This is a genomic window from Serinicoccus profundi (assembly GCF_008001015.1).
GTDB lineage: Bacteria > Actinomycetota > Actinomycetes > Actinomycetales > Dermatophilaceae > Ornithinicoccus > Ornithinicoccus profundi.
The window spans coordinates 3,321,474-3,334,243 of sequence record NZ_CP042862.1; the positions used below are offsets into that span (position 1 = coordinate 3,321,474).

Annotated in this window: 13 protein-coding genes; 6 read left to right on the forward strand and 7 right to left on the reverse strand. The window is 73.2% G+C overall.

Annotation, left to right across the window (positions count from 1 at the left end; all coding sequences use genetic code 11):
- Window positions 1–41 precede the first annotated feature (41 nt).
- Entirely contained in the window at window positions 42–776 is a 735-nt protein-coding gene (locus FA582_RS15535) for a helix-turn-helix domain-containing protein (protein ID WP_147899871.1), read from the reverse strand.
- A gap of 52 nt (window positions 777–828) precedes the next feature.
- On the opposite strand from FA582_RS15535, the gene FA582_RS15540 reads away from it, so the two are divergent.
- From FA582_RS15540 to FA582_RS15555, 4 genes are all read left to right on the forward strand, one after another.
- Window positions 829–1,965: a citrate/2-methylcitrate synthase gene (locus FA582_RS15540; RefSeq protein WP_147899872.1), complete on the forward strand. Its 1,137-nt coding sequence runs from the start codon at window positions 829–831 to the stop codon at window positions 1,963–1,965.
- A 221-nt stretch (window positions 1,966–2,186) separates the two neighbouring features.
- Window positions 2,187–3,176 (forward strand): aldose epimerase family protein, encoded by a 990-nt coding sequence (locus tag FA582_RS15545; RefSeq protein ID WP_010146751.1) that lies wholly within the window; start codon window positions 2,187–2,189, stop codon window positions 3,174–3,176.
- Between the two features lie 51 nt (window positions 3,177–3,227).
- Window positions 3,228–3,827, forward strand: coding sequence for a rhomboid family intramembrane serine protease (locus tag FA582_RS15550; protein WP_010146752.1), 600 nt, complete (start codon window positions 3,228–3,230; stop codon window positions 3,825–3,827).
- 24 nt (window positions 3,828–3,851) lie between these two features.
- Complete coding sequence (locus tag FA582_RS15555; protein ID WP_010146753.1) at window positions 3,852–4,871, forward strand: LLM class flavin-dependent oxidoreductase; 1,020 nt, start codon at window positions 3,852–3,854, stop codon at window positions 4,869–4,871.
- Window positions 4,872–4,884: 13 nt separating this feature from the next.
- Here FA582_RS15555 and FA582_RS15560 read toward each other — a convergent pair whose 3' ends face one another.
- Complete coding sequence (locus tag FA582_RS15560; RefSeq protein ID WP_010146755.1) at window positions 4,885–5,280, reverse strand: RidA family protein; 396 nt, start codon at window positions 5,278–5,280, stop codon at window positions 4,885–4,887.
- 124 nt (window positions 5,281–5,404) lie between these two features.
- Here FA582_RS15560 and FA582_RS15565 point away from each other — a divergent pair, with 124 nt between their 5' ends.
- Complete coding sequence (locus tag FA582_RS15565; RefSeq protein ID WP_010146756.1) at window positions 5,405–6,385, forward strand: helix-turn-helix transcriptional regulator; 981 nt, start codon at window positions 5,405–5,407, stop codon at window positions 6,383–6,385.
- A 52-nt stretch (window positions 6,386–6,437) separates the two neighbouring features.
- Here the strand turns inward: FA582_RS15565 and FA582_RS15570 are convergent, their stop codons facing one another.
- Both FA582_RS15570 and FA582_RS15575 read right to left on the reverse strand, forming a co-directional pair.
- Entirely contained in the window at window positions 6,438–7,766 is a 1,329-nt protein-coding gene (locus FA582_RS15570) for an MFS transporter (RefSeq protein ID WP_010146757.1), read from the reverse strand.
- Between the two features lie 76 nt (window positions 7,767–7,842).
- Window positions 7,843–8,328, reverse strand: coding sequence for a MarR family transcriptional regulator (locus FA582_RS15575; RefSeq protein WP_010146758.1), 486 nt, complete (start codon window positions 8,326–8,328; stop codon window positions 7,843–7,845).
- A 126-nt stretch (window positions 8,329–8,454) separates the two neighbouring features.
- Between FA582_RS15575 and FA582_RS15580 the strand changes: the two genes are divergently transcribed.
- Window positions 8,455–9,459: a Rossmann-fold NAD(P)-binding domain-containing protein gene (locus FA582_RS15580; protein ID WP_010146759.1), complete on the forward strand. Its 1,005-nt coding sequence runs from the start codon at window positions 8,455–8,457 to the stop codon at window positions 9,457–9,459.
- 181 nt (window positions 9,460–9,640) lie between these two features.
- On the opposite strand, the gene FA582_RS15585 is transcribed toward FA582_RS15580, so the two are convergent.
- The 3 genes from FA582_RS15585 to FA582_RS15595 form a co-directional block, all read right to left on the reverse strand.
- Complete coding sequence (locus FA582_RS15585) at window positions 9,641–10,681, reverse strand: lactonase family protein (protein WP_010146760.1); 1,041 nt, start codon at window positions 10,679–10,681, stop codon at window positions 9,641–9,643.
- A 37-nt stretch (window positions 10,682–10,718) separates the two neighbouring features.
- Window positions 10,719–11,966, reverse strand: coding sequence for an alpha-amylase family protein (locus FA582_RS15590; protein WP_010146761.1), 1,248 nt, complete (start codon window positions 11,964–11,966; stop codon window positions 10,719–10,721).
- Between the two features lie 206 nt (window positions 11,967–12,172).
- Window positions 12,173–12,748 (reverse strand): AMIN-like domain-containing (lipo)protein, encoded by a 576-nt coding sequence (locus FA582_RS15595; protein WP_010146762.1) that lies wholly within the window; start codon window positions 12,746–12,748, stop codon window positions 12,173–12,175.
- Window positions 12,749–12,770: the final 22 nt, after the last annotated feature.

Genomic DNA, 12,770 nt, shown 5'->3' on the forward strand with positions numbered 1-12,770 from the left:
CCGTGGACGCAGCAGGGGCCTGGCGCTCGGAGCCGGCGGGCTCAGGGTCGAGGTCGCCGGACTGACCGTCGCCCTGCCCCCTGGACGAGACGCCGGGGTCGTGCTCCGGGTCTGGGCGTCCTCATCGGGAGGGAGCCGATCATCGCCGCGAGCGCCCGCGCACCGGCCCGGGCGAAGGCGTCGGGGCTGCGGTCGCGGCGACCCACGTCTGCCGAGCCGGCCAGCAGCACTGCGTGCTTGAACCGGTCGAGCACCGGGGTCCGGTCAGGCAGCGCGGCCATCACGGTCCGGATCGAGGCAGCCTCCGGGGCAACGCGCGAGTGCTGGCCACCTGCCCCACGCACTCCCGGGAGCGGCCGCACCTCCCGTGGTGGGCCGGAGGCACGCTCGCCCACCAGGTCGACGGGGATCCCGGTCAGCAGGTCGCGGACCTGCTCGAAGGTCCAGGCCCCCTCGCCTCGACCGGCCGTGTCCGTACCCTCCCCGGCAGGGCCTTCTCCGCCCACCAGGTCCCGCACGTCATGCCCGCGATAGGCGAGGCTGCCGGGCCCGAGCTGCGTGATCGCGGTCCGCACGTCGTCGCTCGTCGCCTGGCGTCGCCCGGCCCGCCCGCCCCGCGCCGCGACCGCCTGGACGTCGGCGAGCGCGAAGAGGCTGCCCGTCCCCGCCTCTCGGCGCACCGGCGTGAGTACTCCCCGGCTGACGTAGGCATACACCGTCTGCACCTTGACCCCGAGGTAGTCGGCCACCTGCCCGGTGCTCACCTCGTCCCTCATGTTGACTCGATCAACGTTGACACCCGATCAACCTTAGCGGCACCCTCGGCCCATGAGCACCCAGATCGCACCGCCCGGCCTCAAGGGCCTCGTCGTCGCCCGCACCGAGACCGGGGACGTCCGCGGAGAGGAGGGGTTCTACCACTTCCGGGAGTACTCCGCGGTGGACCTCGCGCAGCACCGCAGCTTCGAGGACGTCGCGCACCTCATGGTCGACGGGCACCTCCCCGACGAGGCGGAGTCGCGCGCCTTCGCCGCGGAGCTGGCCGCCGCGTCGACGCTGCCCCACGAGCTGCTCGAACAGCTGCTCGCGATCGCGCGCTCCGGCCCGGACCGCGGGTCGCTGGCCCGGCTCCGGACGGCGATCTCGCTGCTGGCCTCGGTGGAGGGGTTCGTGCCGACCTACGGCGCCGCACCGGAGCAGGTCCGCGCCGACGTCATCCGGGTGATGGGCGCGGTGCCGGTGCTGCAGGCGGCGCTCTTCCGCCTCCGCGCGGGTATGCCGCCGCTCGAGCCTCGCCCCGACCTCGGCGCCGGCGGCAGCTGGCTGTGGATGCTGACCGGCGAGGAACCGGCGCCCGAGCACGCGGCGGCGGTCACGGCATACCTCACCAGCACCATCGACCACGGCTTCAGCGCCTCCACCTTCACCGCTCGCGTCGTCACCTCCGCGGGCGCGGACGTCGCATCGGCGGTGTGCGGTGCGATCGGGACCTTCTCCGGGCCGCTGCACGGCGGCGCGCCCGACCGCGCGCTGGACTCCCTGGACGAGATCGGCACGCCGGACCGGGCGCGCGAGTGGGTGCGCGAGCGGGTCACCGCCGGGGAGCGGATCATGGGCTTCGGGCACCCCGTCTACCGGACCCTGGACCCCCGCGCGGCGCTGCTGCGGGAGTATGCCGTGCAGCTCGGCGGTCCGCTCGCCTCGCTCGCGGTGCAGGTCGAGCAGGAGGTCATCGAGGCCCTCGCCGACCTCAAGCCGGGCCGCGAGCTGCACACCAACGTGGAGTACTACGCCGGCGTGGTCATGGAGCAGTGCGGCATCCCGCGCGAGATGTTCACCCCGACCTTCGCCACCGCCCGGGTCGTCGGGTGGGGCGCGCACATCCTGGAGCAGACGCGGGACCCCCGGATCATCCGGCCCGCGGCGGAGTACGTCGGGCCGCCGGCGCCCGCACCGCTGCCCTGAGGGACCATCTACGACGCCCGGTCGAGGTGAGAGCGACCATCTGCAGCGCTCGGTGGGGGTGAGGGCGACCATCTGCGGCGCTCGGTCGAGTCAGGAGCGACCATCTGCGACGCCCGGTCGAGGTGAGCGCGACCATCTGCGGCGCTCGGTGCGAGAAAGGCGAGGGGCTGGGTTGGCTGCCGGGCGGGGGTAGGGTGCCTGCGGCCGACCGAAGGAGCCCGATGACCACCGCGCCGCGCACCCTGACCCTCGAGAACGACGTCCTGCGCCTGGAGCTGGTGAGCACCGGCGCCGCCGTCGCCCGGCTCGAGGTGCACGGCGCCAACGTCGCGCTCGGACACCCCGGCGCCACGGCATACCGGGAGGTGGGCGGCTATCTCGGCGCCGTGATCGGGCGGGTCGGCAACCGGATCGACCAAGGGCGGTTCACCCTCGACGGGACGACGCACCAGATCCCCGCCAACAACGGGCCCAACGCGCTGCACGGCGGGCCCGACGGGTTCGACGCACGCGACTGGACCCTGGCCGACGCCGGTCCCGAGCACGCGACCTGGACCCTGGTGTCGCCCGACGGGGACCAGGGCTTCCCCGGCGAGGTCGAGGTGAGCCTGACCTACACGCTGTCCGGCGGCAGGGTCACCCTCGACTACGCGGCCACGACCACGGCGCCGACCCCGCTCAACCTGACCCACCACGGCTACGTCAACCTCGACGGCGAGGACGCCGGCGAGGTCACCGGTCACGTGCTGAGCGTGGACGCGGACGCCTTCCTGCCCACCCGCCCCGACCAGATCCCCACGGGCGAGATCCGCCCCGTCGAGGGCACAGCGTTCGACCTGCGCGAGCCGGTCGAGCTGTCCACCCTCCTCCCGCCGCCGCAGGACGAGCAGGCGCAGATCGCGGGCGGGATCGACCACCACTTCGTCGTGCGCGGCGAGGGTCTGCGGCGGCACGCCCGGCTCGTGGGTGCCTCCGGCCTGGCGCTGGAGGTCTGGAGCGACCGGCCCGGGGTGCAGGTCTACACCGGCGCGCAGTTCGACGGGGGCATCGTCGGGACGTCGGGGCGGCCCTACGGCCCGTACGCCGGGGTCGCGCTGGAGACGCAGGGCTACCCCGACGCGGTCAACCACGCACACTTCCCGTCGGTGATCCTGCGGCCGGGTGAGAGGTTCGCCTCCACGACGCAGTGGCGGTTCAGCCACGGCGGCTGACCGGGCCCGATGACCCGCCCGGCAGCTCGTCGCCGGTGCCACACTGGAGACGTGACCACCGCCCGACCCTCCGCCCGCCGCGTCGACGCGCCCACCTGGCTGCGTCGCGTCATACCCGTGCTCGTGCTCGTCGCGCTCATGTGGGTGACCGAGATCGTCGACCTGATCCTGCCGCTGGACCTCGACGCCTTCGGGATCCGGCCGCGCGACCTCGGGCACCTGCAGGGGATCGTGCTGAGTCCGTTCCTGCACCTGGGGTTCGGGCACCTCATGGCCAACACGGTCGTGCTGCTCGTGCTGGGCTCGTTGCTCGCGCTGACCACCCGGCACCTGTGGCTCGTCACGGCCGGCGTCGTGCTGCTCGGCGGGCTGGGCGTCTGGGTGCTCGGCGGGCCCAACACGGTGCACATCGGCGCGAGCGGCGTCGTCTACGGGTATGCCGCCTTCCTCGCGGTCTACGGCTTCGTCGCCCGCAGGATCGGCCAGGCGCTGCTCGGGGTGCTCGTCATCCTGGTCTACGGGTCGATGATCTGGGGCGTGCTGCCGCTGCGCGAGGGCGTCTCGTGGCAGGGGCACCTCTTCGGCGCCGCCGCGGGGGTCGCGATGGCGGTGTGGCTCGGGCGGCGAGACCGGACGTCGCGGAATGCGTGAGGGCCACTTCCGCTTGACTCACCCATGAAGCGCATCGGCTTTCTCTCCTTCGGCCACTGGACGCCGCACCCCCAGTCGGCGACGCAGTCGGCCTCGGACGTCCTGCTCCAGTCGATCGACCTGGCGGTCGCCGCGGAGGAGCTCGGCGCGGACGGCGCCTACTACCGCGTCCACCACTTCGCCCGGCAGCTCGCCTCGCCCTTCCCGCTGCTCGCGGCGGTGGGCGCCAAGACCGAGCGGATCGAGATCGGGACGGGCGTCATCGACATGCGCTACGAGAACCCGCTCTACATGGTCGAGGACGCCGGCGCCGCCGACCTCATCTCCGGCGGCCGGCTCCAGCTGGGCATCAGCCGGGGGAGCCCCGAGCAGGTCATCGAGGGCTACCGGCACTTCGACCATCACCCCGCCGAGGGTGAGAGCGACGCCGACATGGCGCGACGGCATACCGCGCGCTTCCTCGACGCGCTCGAGGGTGAGGGTTTCGCCCAGCCGAACCCGCGCCCGATGTTTCCGAACCCGCCCGGGCTGCTGCGCCTCGAGCCGCACAGCGAGGGCCTGCGCGAGCGCATCTGGTGGGGCGCCGGCACCCGCGGGACCGCCGAGTGGGCGGCCGGCGAGGGGATGAACCTCATGAGCTCGACCCTGCTCACCGAGGACACCGGCGTGCCGTTCCACCAGCTGCAGGCCGAGCAGATCCAGCGCTACCGCGACGCCTGGACCGCCGCCGGGCACGCTCGCGAGCCGCGCGTGTCGGTGAGCCGCAGCGTCTTCCCGCTGCGCTCGGAGCAGGACCACGCCTACTTCGGGCTGGAGCGGCGCAGCACCGATCAGGTCGGCATCATCGACGGCTCACGCTCGACCTTCGGCAAGACGTATGCCGCCGAGCCGGACGAGCTGGCCCGCCAGCTCGCGGCCGACGAGGCGATCGCTGCCGCCGACACCCTGCTGCTCACCGTGCCGAACCAGCTGGGTGTTGACTACTGCGCGCACGTCATCGAGGGCGTGCTCGAGGTGGCGACCGAGCTCGGCTGGCGGGACTGAACTCGAGGGCCGGCTACCCGACGGCGGTCCCCTCGAGCTCGACCATCTGGCCGGGGATGGCCAGGCGAACGACCTGGAGCATCGTCGTGGTCGGGGCTGCCCCCGCGGCCTCCAGACGCCCCGCCAGCGCGCCGTAGTGGGGCATCAGCGCCTCGATGTCCGTGGCGTAGACGTTGAGGCGGACCAGACTGGCCAGCGACATGTCGGCCGCGCCCAGCACGGCCTCGAGGTTGTCCGTCGCCAGCGCGAGCTGGGCGGCGAGGTCGTCCTCGTGCACCGGACGACCCTCGGGACTCATCGAGGTCTGTCCGGAGATGTAGAGGGTGCGGGTGTGTCCCGTGACGACCTCGCCCTGGTTGAAGCCCAGGCTCTGTGACCAGGTGACGGGGTTGATGGCGCGACGTTCCATGGGTACTCCGATCGGGTAGCTCACGTGCGCCCGACAGCCCTGATGGCCGCCGTCCTGACGCCGTTCGCCCAGCCTGACGACTCATCACGACACCTTGTGTCCTGATTTCTGGGAGAGTTCGCTCATGCGGGCGGATCGGTTGGTCGCGATGGTGCTGCTGCTGCGGCAGCGCGGCCGGATGACCGCCGACCAGCTCGCGGCCGAGCTCGAGGTCAGCGTGCGCACCGTGGTGCGCGACGTCACCGCGCTCTCCACCGCCGGTGTCCCGGTCTACAGCGACCGCGGTCGGCACGGCGGCTACAGCCTGCTTCCGGGCTTTCGCACCGAGCTCACCGGCCTGACCCGAGATGAGGCTCTCGCCCTGCTCGCCTCCGGATCGGCCCGTGGAGCCGCCGCCTTCGGACTTCGCGGCCCCCTGGACTCGGCGCTGCGCAAGGTCGTGGACGCGCTGCCGGACGGGCACCGGTCGACCGTGGACGACGTGGTCAGCCGGCTCCTGGTCGAGCCCGAGGTCGACCTGCTCTCCCGAGGACGAGGGGCCGAGGAGCCGGTGGGTGCGGTGATGGGCACGATCCGCGAGGCGGTCCTGTCCGGCCACCGGGTGTGGTTCGACTACGCCGGCCCGGGTGGGGCGCCGGGCCGGCGGACCGTCGATCCGATCGGCCTGGTCACGGTCCGTGGCCGCACCTACCTGATGGCCACCAAGGACGGGCAGGACCGCACCTACCGTGTGTCGCGGATGGTGGATGCAGGGCGACTGCCGGAGCCGGCCACCCGCCCGGCGCAGGTGGACCTGGACCGGCTCTGGGCTGACCGCTGCGCCAGCTTCCTCGACTCCGGCCACCTGTCGGTGCGCCTGCGGGTGTCGGCAGCTCGACGCGAGGAGATCCTGGACCTGGCCCGCGCGGTCCGTGCCGAGCACGACTCGCGCGAGGGGTGGCTCCGCCTCGACGTCACCTTCGACGACCTGCGCCACGCGGTGTGGGCGGTGTGGCGTCTGGGGACGGAGGCCGAGGTCGAGTCTCCCTCGTCTCTGCGCGAGGCACTGGGGCGCCGAGCGGCGGAGCTGGTGGCGCGGTACGGCACGTCGCCCGGCAGCGGGTAGCCCGACGTTCCGCCGGGTGCCGGGGCGCGGTGGGGCGCCCAGGGCTCGACCCTCAGCTGACCCCGTCCGCCCCGACCCGGAAGGCGGCGACCTGTGGGTGCGTCCTGGTCACCCAGCCCGCGACCACGAGGCAGGCCGCGGCACCGAGGAGCGCCGACCAGGCGGGCGTCGTCAGGCCGGCGACCAGACCTGCCCGCGCGTTGCCGATGTCCGGCCCGGACACCCCGATGACGTGCTCGACGGAGGAGACCCGCCCGAGGTGGCTGTCCGGGGTCGCGAGCTGCACCATCGCCGCCCGGCTGGTGACCGACACGGTGTCGGCGGCCCCGGCGACGACGAGCGTGGCCAGCGCTGCCCAGGCCAGCCCACCGAGTGCGGCGAGACCGAAACCGAGCAGGGCGAGACCCCATACCGCGACCGCGACCAGCTGCACCACACCCAGCCGGGCACGCCGGGTGACCAGCCCCGACGCCACCCCCGCGCTGACGCCACCGACCGCGATGGCGCTGAGGAACAGCCCGAGGGTGCGCGGGTCGCCGGCGAAGAGCTCCTCGTTGACCATCGGGAAGAGCGCGACCGGGAAGGCCAGCAGCGTCGCCGCCAGGTCGAGGAGGAACGACCCGCGCAGCACCGGGTCGCGACGCACCTGCAGCACGCCTTCGCCCAGCATGAGCAGCGCGGTGCGGGTACGGCGGCGGAGTCGACCCACGTGCGAGACGGGGGCCGGGAGGTGCGGGTATGCCGTCGCGCTCGCCCGCTCCGGCGGCATGGGGGGCAGCGCGCGCACCGTGAACCAGCTGATCATGAGGGCGGTGGCGTTGACCAGGTAGCAGACCGCTGGCGAGGCGAGCCCCAGAAGCACCCCACCGAGCGCTGGGCCCACCATCATCGCGGCCTGGAAGCTGATCATGTGCAGCGCGATGCCGCCGGCCACCAGGTCACGCGGCAGCAGGCGGGTGATGAACGTGCGTCGGGCCGGCGCACCGAGGGCGCTGCAGGCGGTCTGCAGGCCGATGAGGGCGAGCAGCACCGGCAGCGGATAGAGGCCGAGCACCAGCTGGGCCCCGAGGGCGAGGGCCGCGCCCGCCTGCCCGCCGGTGGCTGCCAAGGCGACACGGCGCCGGTCGAGGACGTCGGCCACCGGACCGCCCACCAGCCCCATGACGATCATCGGCACCGCCTGGGTGAGCCCGATCGAGGCCACCCAGAACGCACTGCCGGTCATCTCCCACACCTGGAAGAGCACGGCCACGACCGCGACCTGGTGACCGAGCCCGGAGAGCGCACCTCCGACCCAGAGACGCCGGTAGTCCGGGCTGCGCCGCAGCGGCGTCAGGTCGACGAAGGCACTGCGGGCGCCCCGCCCTCTCACCTCACCCACCGGGCGTCGCTGATGGTCGTCCCCGACCGGACCGGGCGTCGCTCATGGTCACGCGTGCGGGACGCACGGGCCGGCGTCATCGGGCGTCACCCCGGAGGTGGTCCTCCAGCCGCTCGGCGAACGACCGGCGCCCCAGCACCTCGGCCACGTCCGTGGCGACCCGGCTGAGGGCATACGGCAGCTCCTCCTCCAGCTCGGCGATCGCCGCCTCGGTCGCGCGCCACTCAGCCTCGGCCAGCGGGACCAGCGCACGTCCGCGCTGGGTCAGCGTCACCACGCGGGTGCGCCCGTCCTCGCCGGCCTCGCTGGTGACGAGGTCGGCCTGGCGCATCTGGGTGATCGTCTGCGAGAGGGCCGAGTGGGTCCGGTCGAGCTCGCGCGCGAGCTGGGTGATCGTCATCGGACCGAGGTGGGCGAGTCGCACCAGCGGCAGGACGAACCTGCTGCGCACCTGCCCCTGACCCCGCTCGCGGTAGGCATCGGTGATCGCCGCGTCCATGTCGGCCAGCACCTCGAAGAGCTGCTTGAGCCGGCTCTCTCGGGTCGGGTCCGGGGATGTCACAGCGCTAATATAACAGCCCTGTCAGGTATGCCGCCTTCCGCACCGAGCGCCGCACATGGTCGCCCCACCACCCACCGAACGCCGTAGATGGTCGCCCCACCACCCACCGACTGATAGACACCTCGTATGCGCATCCTGCTGCTCGGCGGCACCGCCTTCCTCTCCCGCGCGACCGCGACCGAGGCGGTGCGGCGGGGCCACGACGTCACCTGCTTGGCTCGCGGGACCGCACCGACACCAGAGGGCGTCACCTTCGTGCGGGGGGATCGGGACGCCGACGAAGGCCTGGCGCCGGTGCGCGGCCGGCAATGGGACGCCGTCATCGACGTCTCCCGGCAGCCGGGGCAGGTACGCCGTGCGGTGGCCGAGCTCGACACCGCCCACTGGGTCTTCGTGTCGACCGCCAACGTCTACGCGACTCCCGGCCCCGGTGGCACCAGCGGGCCGCCCACCGAGTCGACGGACCTGCTGGAGCCGCTGGCGGGAGAAGTCATGGCCTCGATGGAGGACTACGGACCGGCGAAGGTGGCGTGTGAGCAGGCGGTGGTCGAGGGGATGACCGCACGGGGCGGCACCTCGACCCTGGTGCGGGCGGGTCTCATCGGCGGTCCGGGGGACACGTCCGGCCGCCTGGGATACTGGCCCTGGCGCTTCGCCCACCCGAGCGGCCCGGACGTGCTCGTGCCGGACGACCCCGACTTCCCCGTCGCCGTCATCGACGTGCGCGACCTCGCGTCGTGGATGGCCGACGCAGCCGAACAGCGACTCGACGGGGCTTTCAACGCGGCCGGGCCGATGGTGCCGCTGGCCGAGGTCGTCGAGGCGGCCCGCGAGGTGGCCGGAGAGGCGGTGGTTCCCCGACCGGTGCCGGTTGCGCGTCTCGCCGAGCTGGGCGTCAACCCGTGGATGGGCCCGCGGTCGCTGCCTTTGTGGATCGACGATCCGTCGCTGCGTTCCTTCGCCGTGCTCGACACGACCCGCGCGCGTGGTGCAGGACTGCATACCCGGCCCCTGGTCGAGACGCTGCGCGACACCCTGGCCTGGGAGGAGACGCGCACGACCCCGCGGGGAGCGGGGCTGACGGACAGCGAGGAACAGGAGATCCGGGCGACCCTGGACGCCGGGCAGTAACCATCTGCGGCGCTCGGTGGGTTACAGGGCGACCATCTACGGCGCTCGGTGGGTTACAGGGCGACCATCTACGGCGCTCGGTCGGTCCGTGCGCGACCATCTACGGCGCTCGGTCGGTCCGTGCGCGACCATCCGCGACGCCCGGTCGGTCAGAGGGCGACCATCTGCGGCGCTCGGTGGGTCAGAGGGGCAGGGTGCGGACCCAGTTGGCGCCGGCGCCGGTCTCGACCCGGCCCAGCTCGGTGAGGGAGCCGTCCTCACCGATCGCGACGAGCGCGACGTCGGTGTCCTTCTCCCCCGCCACGACGGCATACCCGCCGCCCGCGAGCACCGCGAAGCCGCGCGGCTGGGCCACGGTCGGGATGAGCGACACGGCCTCGCCCACCGTGCCGTCCTCCCGCACGGGGAGACTGGCCAGGGTCGACTCCGAGCGCTCGCTCGCCAGGACGTAGGCACCCCCGCGCGCGAGGTGCAGGTCGGCACCCCAGATGAGGTGTCCGGCAACCGGGTCCGCGCCGAGCTCGCTGTGGCGGAGGCCGCGGTCCGGGGCGTAGGCCGGGGTCGCCGAGCGCTGGGTCAGGTCACCGCTGGTGTCCCGCGCATAGGCCAGCACCTCCCCGGAGAACTCGGTCATGACGTAGGCATGGGTCTCCTGCGCGTCCAGCACGAGGTGGCGGGGGCCCGACCCTTTCGGCGCCGTCGCGGTGGGCGGAGCGAGCGGCGAGAGGCCGCCGCCGGGCGAGAGGGCGTACTGCGCGACGACGTCGGCACCGAGCGAGACGACGTAGACCTGTCCGCCGTCGCCGGCGAGCGCGACGCAGTGCGCGTTGGGCCACGTGACCTCCGCGGTCGGCTCCTCGACGTGCCCGTCGCCGTCCACCGGGAAGACCTGAGCGCTCCCGCCGCCGTACGACGCCCCGACGAGCAGCGTCCCCCCGTGGGCGAGCGCGAGGTAGGTCATCGAGTCGGCGACGTCGGTGCGCGACAGGTGCTCCAGGGCACCGGACTCCCGGTCGAGGGCGAAGACGTCGATGCCGGGCGGGTCACCCTTGGCCGCGGCATACACGAGGTCGCGCTCGGGGTCGATCGCGAAGGTGCCGCAGCCCTCCCCCACCTCGCTCAGCGCGATCCGCTCCAGGGCGGGCGCGGCGGAGTCGGGGTCGATCCGGAAGGTGCTCACCGTGCTGTCACCGGCGTTGGCCACGAGGACGAGTTCGCTCATGCCCCCACGGTATGCCGTGCCCGGCGCGGGCGATCGGTCAGTCGCCAGAGGCCCAGCCGAAGACCTCGCCATCGGCGCCGGTGACCGTCACGGACGGCGTCGGCGCGAGGACGATCTGCACCCGCAGCCACTGGTCCTGACCCGAGGAGACGTAGGTCAGGGACTCGTTGCTGCGCTCCTCGACCTGGGTGCGGGCCCGCGCGAGCCAGGCGTGGCGGCGGCGCAGCCCGATGAGCGCGCGGTGCAGCTCGAGCATCCAGGCGCCGTCGGCAGACAGGTCGGTGGGCGCGTCCGGCAGGGCCGGGCGGATGTCGTCGTCGCCCCCGAGCCGCTCCTCCTTGAGCCCCCGGAAGGCGTGCTCGTCGCCGTAGTAGACCGAGGGCATACCGCCCACCGTCATGAGCACCGCGAGCCCTAGCACGGCACCGTCGTCACCGGCGGTGGTGGCGATCCGGGTGACGTCGTGGTTGCCGACGAAGGTCTGCGGCACGAAGGACTCCAGCAGCGCGTCGTGCCCCTCGATCGCGTGCGCCAGCTCCCAGCAGTTGGTGTCGACGACCGAGCTCCAGATCGCCTTCCACAGCTGGTACTGCGTCACCGTGTCGACGCCGCTGGCCTCCACGAAGCCCGCGTAGTCACCGTGGATGACCTCGCCGACGAAGAGCGCGTCGGGGAACTCCTCGCGCACCCGGGTCGTGACGCGGGCCCAGAAGTCGGTGGGCACCGCGTATGCCACGTCGAGCCGCCACCCGGCGATCCCCCGCCGTAGCCAGTGCAGCATGACCTCGACGACAAGGTCCTCGACGTCGGGGTGGCCGTGGTCCAGCTCGACCAGGCCCTCGTGCCCCTCCCAGGAGGCGGGGCGGCCGTCCTCGCCCTGCTTGAGCATGGCGGCGGTCTGCGGGTCGGTGACCATGGGGTGGTCGACCCCGACGTGGTTGAAGACGCCGTCCAGGAGCACCGAGAGCCCCCGCTCCCGGCACTGCTGGAGCAAGCGGTCGAGGTCGGCCTCGTCCCCCAGCCGCGGGTCGACCCTGGAGTGGTCGAGGGTGTCGTAGCCGTGGCTGCGCGAGGCGAAGACCGGCCCGAGCAGCAGGCCCGAGCAGCCGATCTCCACGGCGTGGTCGAGCCAGCCCTCCAGCCGCGGCAGCCGGTGCTCGACGGTGGCGTCGGCCGGGTCGCCCTCCAGCACCGCCGGGGCCCCGACCGCCCCGAGCGGGTAGACGTGCCACCAGATGGCGTGGTCCAGCAGGCGTGCGGCGCCGGGGGCAGGGGGTGCAGGCATACGCCCATCCTCCCAGGCGCGACGCCGGCGCACCATCGGTCGGTCGGGGGGGGCACTCTCAGCCGGTTGGTCATGTGTCGTCCTGCTCGAGGGGGACGTCACATGACGAGCCGGCTGAGGGTGGGGGGCTGCCGCCAGCCATGGCCCAGACGCAGCTACGGGCCCGGGCCGCCGTGGTGCTGGCGTCCCGGGCCCGATGCAGCGCCTCACCAGCGGTGGGCGACGTCGATCACCAGCCGTTGACCCGAGCCCGGGCCGTCGAGCACGAAGGCGCGCATCGGCAGCCGGGCGCGCACGCCCATCCCGAGCGAGGTCTGGCTCTCGAAGCTGCCACCGAGGCGCACCTGACGCAGCGTGCTGTAGCCCGAGGTGCTGACGAGCTCGGCCGGGTTGGCCGGGTCGTAGACGGCGTCACCGGTGTCGGTGTCGTAGGTCGGGTTGCCGACCAGGACCTCGATCTTGGCACCGCCGCGCAGCGACAGCGCCGCTCCGCTCCCGGGGGCGCGGTAGGTCGTGACGTAGCGGACGGCATACTCCCCGGACTCTCCGGAGACGTCGATGACGACCCGGTCGAAGCAGGTGTGCCTGCCCGAGCGGACGTCGGTGATCGGCGCCTGCGCGGTGTCGTAGCCGGTGACCTTGGGCGTCGAGCCCCAGGTGATGCCGCAGTAGGGCGCGGCCTGCGCCGCAGGGGCGATGACCGCGGTGGGCGCGAGCGCCGCGGCGGCCAGCAAGGCGCTGGCCACCAGGGTGCGTGGGGTGGTTTTCCGGATGGATCTCATGACGACCTCCTTGTCGTGCGAT